This window comes from Arthrobacter sp. C152 (assembly GCF_054890965.1).
The window spans coordinates 1-14,972 of record NZ_JBTZSU010000057.1; the positions used below are offsets into that span (position 1 = coordinate 1).

General features: G+C 63.7%; 13 protein-coding genes. 8 read left to right on the forward strand and 5 right to left on the reverse strand.

Features of this window, described 5'->3' with window-relative positions:
* Positions 1-116: 116 nt before the first annotated feature.
* Both ACYSM9_RS21020 and ACYSM9_RS21025 read left to right on the forward strand, forming a co-directional pair.
* Complete coding sequence (locus ACYSM9_RS21020; RefSeq protein WP_461858889.1) at positions 117-944, forward strand: Mu transposase domain-containing protein; 828 nt, start codon at positions 117-119, stop codon at positions 942-944.
* Entirely contained in the window at positions 944-1,711 is a 768-nt protein-coding gene (locus tag ACYSM9_RS21025) for an ATP-binding protein (RefSeq protein WP_461858890.1), read from the forward strand. The genes ACYSM9_RS21020 and ACYSM9_RS21025 overlap by 1 nt, the downstream gene beginning before the upstream one ends.
* Positions 1,712-2,366: 655 nt before the next feature.
* On the opposite strand, the gene ACYSM9_RS21030 is transcribed toward ACYSM9_RS21025, so the two are convergent.
* Positions 2,367-3,680, reverse strand: coding sequence for a sensor domain-containing phosphodiesterase (locus ACYSM9_RS21030; protein WP_461858900.1), 1,314 nt, complete (start codon positions 3,678-3,680; stop codon positions 2,367-2,369).
* Between the two features lie 788 nt (positions 3,681-4,468).
* On the opposite strand from ACYSM9_RS21030, the gene ACYSM9_RS21035 reads away from it, so the two are divergent.
* Entirely contained in the window at positions 4,469-4,942 is a 474-nt protein-coding gene (locus ACYSM9_RS21035; RefSeq protein WP_461858891.1) for a response regulator transcription factor, read from the forward strand.
* A 582-nt stretch (positions 4,943-5,524) separates the two neighbouring features.
* On the opposite strand, the gene ACYSM9_RS21040 is transcribed toward ACYSM9_RS21035, so the two are convergent.
* The 4 genes from ACYSM9_RS21040 to ACYSM9_RS21055 all read right to left on the reverse strand — a co-directional run bounded on the left by ACYSM9_RS21040 (position 5,525) and on the right by ACYSM9_RS21055 (position 9,805).
* Positions 5,525-7,651, reverse strand: coding sequence for a beta strand repeat-containing protein (locus ACYSM9_RS21040; protein WP_461858892.1), 2,127 nt, complete (start codon positions 7,649-7,651; stop codon positions 5,525-5,527).
* On the reverse strand, positions 7,648-8,139 hold the full coding sequence (locus tag ACYSM9_RS21045) for a hypothetical protein (RefSeq protein WP_461858893.1): 492 nt from the start codon (positions 8,137-8,139) through the stop codon (positions 7,648-7,650). The genes ACYSM9_RS21040 and ACYSM9_RS21045 overlap by 4 nt, the downstream gene beginning before the upstream one ends.
* Position 8,140: 1 nt before the next feature.
* Complete coding sequence (locus ACYSM9_RS21050) at positions 8,141-9,277, reverse strand: COG1470 family protein (protein ID WP_461858894.1); 1,137 nt, start codon at positions 9,275-9,277, stop codon at positions 8,141-8,143.
* A 78-nt stretch (positions 9,278-9,355) separates the two neighbouring features.
* The gene (locus tag ACYSM9_RS21055) at positions 9,356-9,805 is read right to left on the reverse strand and encodes a hypothetical protein (RefSeq protein ID WP_461858895.1); all 450 of its coding nucleotides are present in this window, start codon (positions 9,803-9,805) and stop codon (positions 9,356-9,358) included.
* Positions 9,806-10,380: 575 nt separating this feature from the next.
* On the opposite strand from ACYSM9_RS21055, the gene ACYSM9_RS21060 reads away from it, so the two are divergent.
* The 5 genes from ACYSM9_RS21060 (at position 10,381) to ACYSM9_RS21080 (ending at position 14,432) form a co-directional block, all read left to right on the forward strand.
* Entirely contained in the window at positions 10,381-10,974 is a 594-nt protein-coding gene (locus tag ACYSM9_RS21060) for a hypothetical protein (RefSeq protein WP_461858896.1), read from the forward strand.
* Between the two features lie 50 nt (positions 10,975-11,024).
* Positions 11,025-11,711 carry a S1C family serine protease gene (locus tag ACYSM9_RS21065; RefSeq protein ID WP_461858901.1) on the forward strand — a complete coding sequence of 229 codons (687 nt, stop codon included), beginning with the start codon at positions 11,025-11,027 and terminating at the stop codon, positions 11,709-11,711.
* A 27-nt stretch (positions 11,712-11,738) separates the two neighbouring features.
* Positions 11,739-12,566: a protein NO VEIN domain-containing protein gene (locus tag ACYSM9_RS21070; RefSeq protein ID WP_461858897.1), complete on the forward strand. Its 828-nt coding sequence runs from the start codon at positions 11,739-11,741 to the stop codon at positions 12,564-12,566.
* Between the two features lie 364 nt (positions 12,567-12,930).
* Positions 12,931-13,707 (forward strand): response regulator transcription factor, encoded by a 777-nt coding sequence (locus ACYSM9_RS21075; RefSeq protein WP_461858898.1) that lies wholly within the window; start codon positions 12,931-12,933, stop codon positions 13,705-13,707.
* A 509-nt stretch (positions 13,708-14,216) separates the two neighbouring features.
* Complete coding sequence (locus ACYSM9_RS21080) at positions 14,217-14,432, forward strand: hypothetical protein (RefSeq protein ID WP_461858899.1); 216 nt, start codon at positions 14,217-14,219, stop codon at positions 14,430-14,432.
* Positions 14,433-14,972: the final 540 nt, after the last annotated feature.

The window sequence follows — 14,972 nt, forward strand, 5'->3', positions numbered from 1 at the left end:
CGGCAGGACAAGAAAAATGTAAACAACCCGGGATAACGGAATCCTCGGAATAATCGCGATTATCCCGAACTCGGGATAACAAGGACAAAGCCGCGGCCGAGTCCGCGGTGAACGTGGTGAACAAGCGGGTAATCGGCTATCTGGCCGAGGAGGTCTTCACCACGGTGCAGGCCCTGAACGAGGCGATCGGGGCCCGGCTAGTCGAGATCAACGAGCGGATTCCCCGCGCCGATGGCAGCACCCGGTGGGAACGCTTCACCGCTGATGAGTCCGGCCTGCTCCAGGCGTTGCCGGCCGACGGGTTCGACTCGGTGGAATGGAAGCAGCTCAAGGTCGGACGCAATTACCACGTCAGTTGCGATTCCCAGCATTATTCGGTGCCATACACCTACGCCGGGCAGCTCCTGCGGGTGCGGGTCACGTCCACGACGGTGACCGTGTTCGACGGTGACCAGGTCATCTGTGAGCACGCCCGGCGGCTGGGCCGGAAGGGCCAGTATTCGACCGATGCCGCGCATGCCCCGACCCGGCACCGGGGTATCGACGGGTTGTGGTCCAAGCGGTGGTTCACCGATCGGGCCAGGGGCTTCGGGCCGGCCACGGAGGCGGTCATCGCCGGGATCATCGACCGGCACGCCGTGGAGGCCCAAGGCTATCTGGACTGCCAGAACATCCTGGAGTCCCTGGGCAAGCGGAACAAAGCCCGCCTTGAGGCAGCCTGCCAGGTCCTGCTCGACACCGGCCAGGGCCCGGGAACCTACAGCACGATCAAACGGATCATGGCCACCATCGACTCCGACACCAAGAAGCCCAGAACCATCACACCGGCGGCGGCCACCCGTAAACCCGCCGGCGGCGCCGACCCCGGCGCAGGCATCCAGGCGGCGGTGCACGTGCGCTCTGCCGACCACTACCGCCGCGGCGGCCAGGGAGGCCAGGGCTGATGTTCACCAGCGAGGACCACGAGAAATTCCGGACCCTGCGCATCGCGCACCTGGCCGTGCGGTTCGAGGAACTGATCACCGACGAGGCCAATGACGAGCTCACTCCCGAGCAGATCTTCCTCACCGCCGTGGACGACGCACTCCACCAGCGCCGGGCCCACCGGATCGACAAGCTCATCCGGGCCGCCAGGTTCCCCATCCCGCAAGCCTCGGTCGCCGAGATCAACTACCAGGAAGGACGCGGGATCACCCCGGTGCGGATGAAACGCTACGCCGCCCACCAATGGCGCCAGGACCCCACGAACCTGCTGGTCATCTCACCAACCGGCGGCGGCAAGACCTACCTGGCCTGCGCGATCGGGATCGCCGCCTGCCAAAGCGGACACACCGTCTCCTACACCCGGATGGACGACCTCGCCCGCCGGCTGGTCATCGCCCGCGGTGACGGCATCGGCCACCAGAAGCTCCTCAACGAACTCTCGGACGTGGACCTGCTGGTCATCGATGACTTCCTCACCGTGGGCATCGACCCCGAAGCGGCCAACGACCTCTTCGCGGTCCTGGCCAACCGGGAACACCGCCTGCCCACGCTCATCGCCTCGCAGTCCGGCCCGGCCTACTGGGTCGAGGCCCTACCGGACCGGGTGGCCGCGGACTCGATCGTGAACCGGCTCGCCAACAACGCCCGCCAACTCAACCTTGGCGACGTCGACATGAGACGACTCCGCGACGATACGGCCCGGTCGCAACCGGACCACTGGGAATAGAACCCACCCAGGAAGACGGTGCCGGCCCCGAGCAGACAAGCGAAGGGCCGGTACCAAGTCCACAAAATCTCAGTACCAACTACCCAGACCAGCAGTTCCAACAACGGCTATCTGCCATCCTGACCGCGAACGTCCGGATGATCCGTTCTACGCGGTCGGCGCTACCTTCTTTTCCAGCCCCTCTTGGCCGGATACCAGCGCAATGGTGAAGTATTTGCCGGCTGAAACAAGCGCTGCCGGCTAGCGAGCATCCGGCCGGCGGCCCCTATCTTAATTGCCTGGAAGTAAGTAGCCTTATTGTTAGGCGCGGTGTCCAGCAGCGGGGCGCTGCGTCTCCACCTGCGCAGATTCTGACTGGGAGCGTACTCTGCCCGTCCTGGCAGCCAGCGGGTCGCGGCCGCCGGCAACCACCCGTCCAGGCCGCGCCGCCCAATATGACGCCAGCCTGCGTTGGCGTCTTGTCTTCAGCGGAAATTTGGCTAATCATTTCCAGTGGCGGTGTTTTGCCTTGCTGGGGAGGTTTCTTGGCCTTCATGGGGGCGCCGCCAAAGGGGCTGGCTCCTGGTCTCAACAATCCATCGGGAGTCAGCCCTGCTTTTTGTCCGCACACCCCGACTGGATAGCTGTGCAACCCGGCAGGGCATTGCGACGTGTCCTATGGGCGTTCGTAGGGCCTTGATATCCCTGCGGACGGGTACTGGTTCAGGTGGTTTGCGCCGGACCAGAGTTTCCATTCTTCGGTGGCCACCGTGGGGCGGCCGAGCAAATAGCCTTGGCCGGCGTCCATCCCCAGCGTTCGCAGGGCGTCAAGTTCAGCCTCGGTCTCAATCCCTTCGGCGATCAGAAGAGCCCCTATGTCGCCTGCGAATCGGACCATGGCTGCGCCCAGGGCCCGCAGGCCCGCGTCGGCGTTGATGCCGGTGATGACTTGCCGGTCGAGCTTGATCGAGTCCGGCTTGAGTTCGACGATGTGGCGCATGGAAGCGAAGCCGGCGCCGGCATCGTCTATGGCGATCCTCATCCCCGCGCGCCGCAGTGGATCCAGTGCTCTTTCCAGGGGGCCGTAGTCGTCTACTTCGTGGTGTTCCGTCAGCTCGAGCACAATTCTTTGCGGCGGAATCGAGGAATTCCGAAGGAGAGCGGACGCCCGGTCGCTTAGGCACGTCTTGGGGGAAAGGTTGAGGGCCACGTACAAGTCTTCCGGCAGATACGCTGCAGCGGACAAGGCAGCCTCAAGCGCCAGCACTTCCAGATCCTCTCCGAGCCCCACGGATGCGGCCCCAGCAAACCAGGCCTCGGGGGATATGCCGCGATCGCTGGCGCTCAGAAATCTGGTTAGCGCTTCTGCCCCGATAACCCGGCCTGTGTCCAGGGCGCGGATGGGCTGGAATGCTGTGAGCAACGTGCGTGACGTCAGCATTGCCTCCACCCCGGCACGCGTTTCCTCCGCTGCAACGTCATAGGGTGTGGGTACGCCCAGGGCTCGCGTGGTGCCCTCGAAGCCGCACACGCGGCCCTGCCCGTCAAGGACTGGCCGGCCGGATACGTCCACAAGGATCCGGCTGCCGTCGCGGTGCCGGCACGTGGCCACCAGGCCAGACCATGAAGCGTCAGGACCCTCCCTTTTTGCCCGGTTGCGCACTGCCTCGGCCAGGTCACCTGGTTCGATGACCTGGCTGTAGTGCTGGCCCACGAGTTCGGAAGGGGTGTACCCGATGATTTCCTGGGACATCGGCCCGGAGAAGGTGAACGTGCCCTCCGGGCCGATCGTCCACAACCATTCCCGGCTGGTGGCCAGCACCGCGTCCAAGAGACCGGACGCCTCTTCTGCCCGTGGAAATTCGTGGCGCTGCCTGCGCAGCAGTGCCCACGCCACGTAACCGGCCACAACTAACATCCCAACAGCCAGGCCGGGTGCTGCCCACGGTTCCTTGATCAGGACGGCCAACGCGGCGAGGACCAGAATCACGGTGGCCAAAGAGGCCGAGTACAACATCCACCAGGGCGACAAGAAGGGCCAACGCCAGTGTCCCTCGCCTCGGGCTATGTTGTGCCCGGAAGAGTCATGTGCCGCGGGACGGCCTGGACCGCCCAGGGGATCTTTCGGCATCATGGACGGCTCGGCGTTGCCGCCTGCCGGTCATGGACTTGTCCGGCCTTCCTCCGGAACCTGAAAGATTCCAAGACGTCGAAAAACAACGGTAAGCGATTACTGCAGGTCGAAGCCACGATTTCCCCCGAAGATCAGTTACTGGACCCCAACCAGTAACAACATCCATAATGCCACGCAAACTTATCAACGAAGCGCCGTGGCAATTTGTTGGCCGTGCTTGAGGGCTGCCGGGAACCTTCCTGCCACGGGAGCGCCGAAGCAATGCTATTGGGGCCCGGAATTCCCGCGAACGAAGAGGCTTCACGATGTAATCATTGGCACGTTGTCGATCCCCCAAGCGCGTCTATCTCGCCGTCCTGCCCAGTCAGGATGTTGACCTAGCTGTCACCAAAAAAGCCGATGGGCCAGGTCACCCGGAACACGCCCATATCTGCCATCGCAATGTCGAGCGTTACTGCAATGGGTGATAGGCGGTTTCTGATCGGCATCTGCACATTTATTCGGTAATTGATACGGACCAGAAGGCAAATAGCGAACCTGGCAGATGAAATGCGGAAATTGCCCGCTCGCTGTGCGGTGGAACTTGGGGGTGTGAATGGCCGTGGGCGCTGGGTCCGCGGAAGAATGGATTCTTTGGGGGATCCATGAGCACTTTAGGCGTCGCTGTGATCGTCGAAGACGATCGGGACGTGCGGAACCTTCTTGAGGGTGTGCTCGATCAGGTCGGATTCGAAGTACGCACCGCCATGGACGGCCACTCCGGACTTGAGGCGGTGCGGGCCGCGCAGCCTGCCCTCGTAACTGTGGACGTGGGACTGCCGGACTTTGACGGTTTCGAGATCCTGCGCCGCATCAGGGGATTGAGTGATGCCTACATCGTCATGCTGACGGGGCGGACTGCCGAAACTGATGTGCTGAACGCCCTCCAGGCAGGAGCCGACGATTACATTGCGAAACCGTTCCGGCCCAGGGAGGTACGCGCACGGATCGAGGCCATGATGGGGAGCCCAAGGGACGCTCGGAACGGCCGCCCAGTGAACATGCCGATGACGGATCTCAACACTGTCCGCAGTATCGCAGCCACAGTGCCGCCACCGTCCCCTCTCCGCAGGCCTTGATCTCATTCAGGAGAATCGCCGCCTCCTGTACGGCACCTTGCCGTATCCGATCTTCGAAGGTGCCGGCAAGATCCGCCAGGCGCAAACCGCCGACCATTCCCGATGTGACCTTGAGGCTGATTGCAGCGTCCAAGGCCCCATCCCTACCATCGCGGCAGGTCACCGCCGTGGACAGGCGCTGGCACCGGTATTCCCACATTCCGATGTAATCCCGTGCGAAATTCCGTACCAGCGGCAGCTCCAGCTCGTCCTCCAGATCGCGAAGGATTGTCAGGTCCAATAAGGGCAGCGGAACTGCGCGGCGGTGGCTGGCGGAAGCAGATGCACCGTTGGGGGGAGGGACAGAAGGTGGCATGCTTCAACGCTATGCCACCTTCTGTCCTGCGGGCCTTGGCTTGGGCGGATCCTCTCACAATCCAAGGCTTTCCTTGCGGTTACTGCGATCGGCGAACAGGCCTCGCCATGGTGGCCACCCGCCGGACCTGCCCGTCCGGCGACGTCTGGAAGTTCCACCTGGCCAGGCACCGCCAGAGATGACCAGCGGCGTCATCTCTGGCGGCGTGTACTGCGGAAACTGCTCTTCTAAAACCCTGACGACCCTGCGGCGGTGAAGGTTGCGGTGCCGAGCGGGTTGCCAGGCACGTCGGCAAGGCCCGTTGCCGGGGTGTAGCGGGGTACGTCGTTCGGGATACCGGTTCCCTGCGCGCCGGTGTTTTTCTTGGTGCCGCCCAGCCTGATGGTGAGGGAATTGGTCCCCGGATTCCAGCTGACACTGCTGGCGCTGGTGTTGGCGCCTACGAATTCCACGGGTGTGGTGGTTGAGGCGTAGTTGGCGTTGGCGCCCAGCACGATGGTTCCGATGTTCAGCGTGCAGGTCTTGCTGGACACCGCCAGGGTGTTGGACGTCCCGCTGTGGCTTATCGTCACCGTGATGTCGTTGTTCGCACTGAGGGTCTGCGTTCCGGTGTTGCTCCAGGTGGGGCAAAACTTCGTGGCGTCCATGGCGTTAGCGTCCGCATATTGGATGGTCAGCGTGTCACCGGCATCGGCGGTCCCCGTTGTCCCGCCGTTGGCCAACGAGATGCCGCTCACGGTGGGCGCCTGCGTGTCCTTGGTGGTGGTGCCCGCCGCGCTCGCGGTCCCGTTATTACCGGCGGCATCGGTGGTGTCGGCGGTGAAGGTCAGGGTGCCGTCACCCAGTGTGGACAGGTCCATCGTCGTCGACCATGTTGTCCCGCTCGGCGTGACCTGCTTGGTGACACTTCCGGAGAGGCCCTTCCTGACCGTGACGTTCACTACCGTGCCTGCGTCTGTAGTTCCGCTTACCGGGACGGCAGTCACGGTGCTGCTGTTCACGTACATCGGTGCGGTAATGCTCAGGACCGGGGCCACGGTGTCCTTCGTGTCCGTTGCCGTTGCGGCCGTGCTGGTGTTCCCGGCCGCGTCCTTGACCGTGACGGTGTAGCTGACGGTCCCTTGGTTCAGCTTGGTGAGGTCGAGGTTCACCGACCATCCACCACTGCCTGACGGGGTTATGGTGCCGGTGACGGTGTGCGCGGCTCCGGCGTCAGTGGCCGTGACGGTCACGGTGCCGCCGGCTTCGGCGGTGCCGGAGACCGGGACCGCGGAAACGTTGCCGGTGTTCACATAGGCTGGCACGCTCAGGGCCTGCGCCGGTGCGGGGGCAACCGTGTCCTTGGTGCTCGTGGCCGTTCCTGCCGGGCTGGTGTTGCCCGCCGCATCAGCCGCGGTCGCCGTGTAGGTGACCGTGCCCTGGTTCAGGCCGGTCAGGTCCGGGCTGGCAGACCACGCTCCGGCGCCGGACGCGGTGGCCGTCACCGTGACGGAATGGGCGGCGCCGGCATCGCTGGCCGTAAGGGTGACCGTGGCGCCCGCTTCCGCGGTGCCGGTGACCGGCACGGCGGAAACATTTGCCGAGTTCACGTACGCCGGAACAACCAGCCCCGGCGCGGCCGGCGCCTGGGTGTCGATCCGCACCGTCTGGCTCTCTGCGGATCCTGCGTTTCCCACGTTGTCCGTCGCGAAGTAGGACACCGTGTGCGTTCCGTTGCCGCTGACCGGGATGGTGGCGGTGGCGGCGCTCACTGTCTGCTTGGCGCCGCCGTCGAGCACGTATGAAATGGAGGCCACGCCGGAACCGGCAGCCCCGTCATCTGCCGTGACCGTCACGCTGACCGGGCTGCTGTTGTTCCAGCCGGCCGCGTTGGGGGTGGGCGAAATACCGGACACGGTGGCAACCGGTGCAGTGGAGTCGTTGCTGGTGCCGTTGCTGCGGGGGCTCTCGGCGCCGGTCCACAGCGCGATGGCCGGGGTGACGGTGTAGTACCAGATGCCGCCCGGGGCGTTCTGTTCGGTGCAGCTGAGCGTGGTGACGGTCCCGGCGCAGCCGCCGGTGGCCGCCGTCGCCGTGCCGCCCGTGGCTGCCGAGTACCGGGTGACGGTGTACCCGGTGGCGGGCCGGCCGTTGACCGTGGTTCCCCCGGCCCAGGTGACGGTGAGGGCCGTGCCGTTGGCGGTGACCGCCGGCTTGGATCCGGGCGAGAGCGTGTCTGCTGCCGCTGCCGCGTTGCTGCTGCTGGTGGCGGCGGCCCAGAACGCGTAGGCGGCCGTGCCCGTGCCGAGCAGGAGCAGGAACAGGGTGGCAATCCAGGGCAGCCGGCGGGAGGGGCGCAGGGAGAGGAGGCTCATTTCCGCACCTCCGCCGTCACGGGAAGGCTGAACGTTGCGCCTTGGCAGGCTGCGAGCGAGGTGGTGTCCATGGCCGCCGTTCCGGGGAGGGTGATGAGTGCCGACGAGTTCGCGGCAACGTAGGTTGCGGGGGAGAGCGGCGCGACCGTCCCGGTGAAGCTGACTCCCGTGGTGGTGCAGCCGGGGTGCGCCGCGTCCGCCGTCGCGGGGCCGTTGGCGGTGACGCTGTATACCTGCACCTGGTAGGGGTTGGGATTGGTCAGGCGGAGTACGACGTCGGCGCTGCCGCCAGGGATGAGCGCGGCCTGCGGGTTGTCGCCGGCTACCAGCGCGTCCACGGTGACGGCCTGCATGGTGCCGGCGGCCGCAGACCCGGCACCGTTGCCTGCCCCGGTCCAGTAGGCGTAGGCGGTTCCCGCCCCGGCGGTGGCCAGGAGCCCGGCGAGGGCTGCTGCCTTGAGGTGCTGCCTACTTGTGATGGCGTTCATCTCAGTTTCCCTGTCCTGATCCCGAGTACGTGAGCTGGAGGGTGGCGCCTTTGCAGCCGTCCTGGTTGTTCGAGGCGTCCACCATCGCCACCCGGGGCCAGGCGGACTCTGTGATCTTGAGTTGGGAAAGGGAGGTGCTGCCGGCGGGGACCGCCAGCGGGTAGGGCCCGCTGTACTGGGCGACGGTGAAGTCAGCCGCCGTGCAGGCCAGGTTCCTTGCCACGGCATCCGAGGTCCTGGTGACCCCCGCGATGGCGACGGACAGGTTGGTCACGGACAGGGGTTTGCCGGTGGCGTTGCCGATCTGCAGGTCCAGGCCGGCGGAAGTGCCGGGGGACAGGGCGCCGGGAAGGTTGCCGGAAAGCGTGAACTGCTTGATGGTGGAGTCCAGGACCAGCTGAACATTCGCATAGGCGTACTGGGTCTTTCCGGTGGAGTCCTTGCCGCTTCCCACGAGGTAGAGGCTGGATGTTCCGTTGGGCGACGCGGCGGTGGTGGCCACCTGCAGGGTAGCGGTGTTGCCGGTGGTGGGATTGGGGGAGAACGTTGCTGTGGCTCCGGACGGAAGGCCGCCCAGCACACTGAAGGAAACGGCGCCGCTGAAGTTGTTCCGGGCCAGCTGCACCGTGTAGACGGCGGTGGCGCCGGGCGGGACGGTCACGGAGTCCGGGGTGGCGGTCATCGAGAAGTTGGACGAGATCTTGTAGTTGACCGTGAGGCTCGCGGTGGTGCTGCCGCTTACCTTGCCGCTGGTGGCGGTGATGGTCAGGGAACTGGTGCCCGCCGGCGTGGTTGCGGCGGTGGTGGCGGTCAGGGTGGCGGTTGCGGTGGCGCCGGAGGCCAGGGTGACGGACGACGGCGAGAAGGCGCCGGATGCGCCGGCGGGGAGCCCTGCCACGGAGAGGCCGACATTGCCGCTGAAGCCTCCGGTGGACGTCAGCGTCACGGTGTAGGCGGCTTGCTGGCCCTGCTGGACCGACTGGCTGGCAGGGGAGACCTGCACGGTGATGCCCGGCTTCGGGCTGCTTGCCGCCGCGATCAGCGCCCCCGCGCTCGCCAGCAGCAGGACCAGCGCGATGAGCGATGCCTTGATGCCGGTCCGCTTGCGACGCCGCGGCTGTCCGTCCTGGTTGTGCACCCCGTGCCCCTTCCCTTTGGTGCAAATGACGGCAAGCCGGGGATGGGGTTTTGACCCGTCCCCGGCCCGCTCGCTTGGTTAGTTGCTGCTGGCAGTCACCGTGATGGTTGCGCCCTTGCAGGAGTCCTGGCTGGCGTTGACATCATTAAACGTGAGCGTGCCGGTGCCCATATCAACGTTGGTCGCATTGCCTGCCAGCGTCTTGGTTCCGGCGGGCACGCTGGCCGTGAACCAGCTCGCGTCGCAACTGCCGCTGGCCGAAACCACTGCGCCGGTCAGGGTTACAGGCGTGCTGCCGGAGTTGGGGTTGTCGGCGGTGTAGGAAATGGTCCTGGTTTGGCCGGGTGCGATGTCGCTATCGAACGCCACGTGAATGACGACGGCGTTTGTCGCGGCCGCCGCCGTAGCGGCTCCGGAACCCGAACCCGTGGTGCTCCAGTAGGCATAGGCGGCACCGCCGCTGACGGCCACCAGGGCGGCGGATGCGGCAATAGCGGCGATCTTGTTCTTCTTGGTCATTGGGCGCATGGAAAGACTCCTTGTTGAGTGAGATTGAGAACCCGTTCCCCCAGTGGTCGGCTCCATCCAGGTGCCTTTCGGTGGATCGATGAGCCAATAATTTCGACTGTGGCCTGCAGCAACAACACGTACCGGTACTCGAATTTGTGGGAGCTTGGCTGAGCCACTACTTGGATGAAGCAGCCACTACTCGGCTCCTCCGCAGGGGCCTGACCGGCGGTGACGTTCTCTTGCCCCGGGATTCAAGGTGTGTGAGGCCGAACAAGTAGTGCGCTGGAACGGAACCCAATCCCTCCTCGAATGGCGTCCTGGCCGCGCTCACATGTGGGGGATTTCGAGTATCAACAGCGTCACACAATCAGAAATTGGGGCGTGACGGTGGGCGCGTTCTGAGCAATCGGTCCTCCATCCGCCCAGATGACTTGTGGTCGCGAAACCTAATGAGCGTGGGACGCCGTTAGCTCAACACCAAACGTCACAAAGAACTGCGAAGCACAGGAAAGAGGGCCCCTTTTGGTCGTTCGCGACTGTCTGACCGCATAATCTTGCCTAGCTGTTCGCACACGCGTAGATGGGGGCAAAACATGACTGACGATCCTGGTCCGGGTGACCGTCCGCAAGTGGACGAGGCGGCGCTGCCCCACCTGAAGGAGCGGTTCCCGCGGAAAAGGCCCTATGTTGTGGCAATCGTCGTGTTGGCCCTCGGCGTGCTCGGCCTTGGTGCCGCGTACGCCTACAGCACAAACTCTGCAGAACAGTGGCGGACGACCGCGGACAAGTATTCTCGAAATCTTGCCTCGATGACGGCCGAACGGGATGGGCTGGCAGCGAAGAACACTTCTTTGACGACGCAGTTGAGTGATACGAACGGCAAGCTGGCCAGTACAACGAGCCAACTCAACGACGCCAACGCTCGGATTCGCTCACTGGCGAATGAGAAGGCCCAGCTCGGGGATAGCACGGCAATTCTGGCGGAAGTGGTTGCCGACTCACAGAATGTCAGCACGCAGATGTCGACGTGCATCCGCGACCTTCAGAAACTGCAGAGCTATCTGGTCAATTACACAGCGTACGAGCAGGCATCGCTGATCAGTTTCGTCCAGGGCGTCAATTCGGAGTGCAATACTGCGCGGGCAGATAGCGACAGCCTCACGCGAACGATTCAGGGGCTGAAATGACCGCCGGACCCATGCCCCTTGCGGGCGTGGCGATACTTTGCCTGCTGGCAATGTCAGGCTGTGGACTCGTCCCAGTGCCGCCTCCGGCTGCAACAGTTCCGACGCGAACAGTCGCCCCGATACCGTCGATAACGTCGGCGACCATCCCCATTCCGACTTCCACACTGGCGGGGTTTAGTGCTTATGAGCGGGCCGCGCTGAGAGTGCGAAACATTGGCTGCGGCGGGGTCGCGAGTGGGTCGGGGTTCGCGATTGCGGACCATGTCTTCGTAACGAACCGCCATGTTGTCAGCGGTGCCACCCTGCTGCAGGTGAGCACCTACGACGGCAGGGACATCACAGTCAACACCGTCGGTGCGGTGGTTGTCGCCGATCTGGCGCTCGTTTGGACCAAGGAGTCGTTGCCAGCAACGCTTCCGCTCGCGCCATCTAACGCGCGGCCTGGGGCGGACGTGACGGCGGTCGGGTACCCATTAGGTGGCGAACTTACCACTACGACGGGAAAGGTGCTGCGATATGGCACCGATCCCCTGGGCTCGTCATCGATGCAAATGATGTATAATAGCGCGCCAATAGAGCACGGCAGTTCTGGCAGCCCATTGGTTGACTCATCGGGGAAGCTTGTGGGCGTGGCGTATGCCGGTGGCGGTGGACAGTTCATCGCGGTGCCGGTGGAGATCCTGAGCCAGGTTCTCAAGGATCCTTCAAAATTCTCGAATACGGCCGGCTGCGAGTAAACGGCGGTCATCGGTGATACTCGATCCATGGTGATCAATATCAGGCTCAGCGACCGGACCATGGCGAACGGCGATGATCCGCTTGAACGTGAATGGTATGGCTACGACCCCGCCGTAACACCGGAGGAGCTGTGGGCGCACAACCGCGGAGACTATTCCCTCGATGCGAGCCGAGTCGCCACTGAGCGTTGGGCGGCGCTCAACTATAAAGGCCGGGTCGTGCTCGTCGCGGAACTGGGCGATCCGGATCACGAGATCCTGCCTGATATCGCAAGGAAGCCAAAGAAGGCCCTCATCGGCAGAGTCCTGTCGGACGGCGATTCAATCCACGACGCCCTGATCGGAACGCCGGTCGTTTATGACGGCAGGAACTCGATCAAGTACGGGCCAGATCCTCAATTCCCCGGCGTTTCAGCGGTGGAAGAATTGCAGGCCCCGGACTGCCCTGGTGCTCGTGGCCAAGGTTTGCAAATGGACGCGGTCACCCGGAAAGTGATTGAGGACACGGCCCAGGACCGACTGATGCGTTGGTACCGGCAGCGTGGCTGGACCGTCACGGACACCAGGCTCAGCCGTCCCTACGACGCTGTGGCGGTCAAGGGAAACGACAAAGTCTACCTTGAGGCGAAAGGAACTCAGAGCGGAGGGGGCTCCGTTATCGTCACGCGCAATGAAGTCGATCATGCCCGTGAGCATCCGGGCCAATGCAGGATGGGGGTTTGGTCTGAAATGCGTTTATTGGACGGCGTAGTAGACCCGGATGCGGGGACTTTCAGGATTTTAGCCTTCGATCCAGACCGTCGCGATCTGCGCCCGCGTGACTTCGATTGGACCCTTCCCGGGGAGCAGGTGTAATTAGGCGGCCGGTGCCGGTCGCTGCCCGGGTGCGTGCCGCCGTCGTACTTCTGTCCTTTCCGATGCGCAAAACCATCCGTGACGCGCTCGTTCCCTGGCGCGCCCCAAATATGGGTCGCGGAAAGTAAGCTGCGCGTCGAAGCGGAATCTGCGCTTCGCGGACGCGACTGAGCTCCCACCTGCAGCAACGCCGTCGACATCGTCGTCATGACCTGCGGCGTAGACCCCTGCAGCTGGTGGGCATGACGCGGGGTTAGACCATCGAAAGTTGTTATTTGAAAGGCCTTCTTGGGTAATTGCCACCAGGTCGGGTCTTTTGGGCGGCGCCGGGCTGTTCGGGAGGCCTGGCAGCTTAGGGGGAATTATGAGTGACGCCGGCGTGGCGGTAGTTGTGGAAGATGACGCGGACATGCGCAATCTTCTTGAGGGGATGCTCGTCCAGACGGGTTTCGAAGTGCACACGGCAAAAGACGGGCGCGAAGGTGTTCAGCTGGTGCGGGACAGGCAACCGTGCGTAGTGACGTTGGACGTCGGGATGCCGGGCATTGACGGATTTGAGACTTTGCGGCGGATCCGGCAGTTCAGCGACGCGTATGTCCTCATGCTGACAGGCCGGGATGCTGAATCTGATGTCCTGACCGCACTTCAGGCAGGAGCCGACGACTACCTCACGAAACCTCTCCGTCCACGCGAAATGAGGGCACGGATCGGGGCAATGCTGCGCAGACCCCGCCCGCAGACTCCCAGTAGGACGCCACAGATCCCCAAAGCCGTACCGGCTCCTGGTGCGCGCCAGCGGGAGGAAGCCTTGCTGCATCACAACGGGCTTGCTCTTGACTACAGGATGCGGACCGCGGTGGCGGGGGAAGTGGAGTTGGAACTGACACGCAGCGAATTCGATCTCCTTCATGAACTGCTGCGAAGTGCCGGAGCCGTACGGTCAAGAAGGCAACTCGTCGGTGTTCTCCGCGGAGGCTCCGACGGCTACATCAGTGAGGCAGATGAACGCGCAGTGGAGGTCCACGTAGGCAATCTTCGGCGAAAGCTCGGCGACGATCCCCTGCGTCCCCGTTGGCTCCAGACGGTCCGCGGCGTGGGGTACCGCCTGGCCAGGAAGCGCTCGGACCACGCCGAACCATGACGGGCCTCCTACGGACCGGTCAACAAATTTCCACTGGGTAGCGGCATCCGATTTCGTTGAGTGTCGTCTGTCCCGTTTCCGCCAGGGTCGCCAGCATGGCCTCAATGTTGAGCGGGACGTTTTTGCGGGCGGCGCTCTTCAGTGCCCCTGCGAGCCGTGCCAGTCGCATCGCGCCGATCATGGCGGCGAGGGGGCGGAATGGGGTGTAAGACTGGCCATGGATTAAGGCTAGGGGACCGGACCTCGCGGGTAGGGTGTTTTTCGCCGGGGTACGCAAGTACCTAATCAAATTGGTTAGAACCCTCTACTCCCTAATTGCTCCCCAATTACTGGTCATGATTTTGGTTGGGTAGGCAATCTCCTTTTCTGCAAGTAATTTGGAAGGTAGGCTCAGGCTGCCAAGCGCTTAGGCGTTTGGACAATGTCTCTTTGGGGGCTGGCTGGGACCCGCCTACATCGCCACCTCAGGAAGGTCGCTTCAGTTATTTCGTCTCGAACCAGGGGACACAATGGGCCAGCAAATCTCCGCCATTCTCGCCACGGCTGTCGCCGTGATCCTCCTTACAGGGGGCCCTGCTGAATCAAGGGCAGACATTTCCAACGAAACCGCTATCACCACCTACGTCGATTGCCCCCTTGAAAGGATCGGCGACCAACTGGTGCGATGCGACAACCTCACCGGGGCAGGCACTTCTGCGCCGTTCTGGATCCCCGAGCAGCAATAAACCCTGTCATCCGAATGCGTTTGTGCCAATGCGTAGAGCTGACATGATTCATCCGGGAAATCCGAGAAGGACTCAGTCCCTGGGCGTCCTGTTGTGGTGCGGGATGATCTTAGTCGCCGTGGGGCTCGTGGCATTCCTGCTCCTTACCCACCTCCACGCCGTCGTCACGGCAGTCACCACGATCATGAATTCCGGGTTTCCCTAGGAGGCCGATAGGCCCTACCCCCAACCTGTTCTGGTCAGCGCGTTGACCTGGTTCGGCTTCACTTTCAGCTCTTCGGTGACCTCGGTCGGTGTCAGGACGCGGTGCGTGGGTTCGTCGGTCACCCGTCATCCGGTGCAGACGGGCATTACGGGCTTTGTGCGGCCCGCCCTTTACCTGCCGGTCCCGTGACCGGTTCGCCGGCAGCGGCCATGCCGCCGGACGTGTTCACACGTGTGTGTTCAAAATCGCATGGCCCTACACGTGGGCCTAGATGATTAACTCCTATTGGTTTCAGTGGTCGTAGGCGATGAGTGAGCGTTTGCGGGGCGCGTTGA

What these genes read in the sequence shown, in the direction of transcription:
- ACYSM9_RS21025 (WP_461858890.1), top strand. Translation starts at nt 944, where the DNA reads ATGTTCACCAGCGAGGACCACGAGAAATTCCGGACCCTGCGCATCGCG.
- ACYSM9_RS21035 (WP_461858891.1), top strand. Translation starts at nt 4,469, where the DNA reads ATGAGCACTTTAGGCGTCGCTGTGATCGTCGAAGACGATCGGGACGTG.
- ACYSM9_RS21040 (WP_461858892.1), bottom strand. Translation starts at nt 7,651, where the DNA reads ATGAGCCTCCTCTCCCTGCGCCCCTCCCGCCGGCTGCCCTGGATTGCC.
- ACYSM9_RS21045 (WP_461858893.1), bottom strand. Translation starts at nt 8,139, where the DNA reads ATGAACGCCATCACAAGTAGGCAGCACCTCAAGGCAGCAGCCCTCGCC.
- ACYSM9_RS21055 (WP_461858895.1), bottom strand. Translation starts at nt 9,805, where the DNA reads ATGCGCCCAATGACCAAGAAGAACAAGATCGCCGCTATTGCCGCATCC.
- ACYSM9_RS21060 (WP_461858896.1), top strand. Translation starts at nt 10,381, where the DNA reads ATGACTGACGATCCTGGTCCGGGTGACCGTCCGCAAGTGGACGAGGCG.
- ACYSM9_RS21065 (WP_461858901.1), top strand. Translation starts at nt 11,025, where the DNA reads ATGTCAGGCTGTGGACTCGTCCCAGTGCCGCCTCCGGCTGCAACAGTT.
- ACYSM9_RS21070 (WP_461858897.1), top strand. Translation starts at nt 11,739, where the DNA reads ATGGTGATCAATATCAGGCTCAGCGACCGGACCATGGCGAACGGCGAT.
- ACYSM9_RS21075 (WP_461858898.1), top strand. Translation starts at nt 12,931, where the DNA reads ATGAGTGACGCCGGCGTGGCGGTAGTTGTGGAAGATGACGCGGACATG.
- ACYSM9_RS21080 (WP_461858899.1), top strand. Translation starts at nt 14,217, where the DNA reads ATGGGCCAGCAAATCTCCGCCATTCTCGCCACGGCTGTCGCCGTGATC.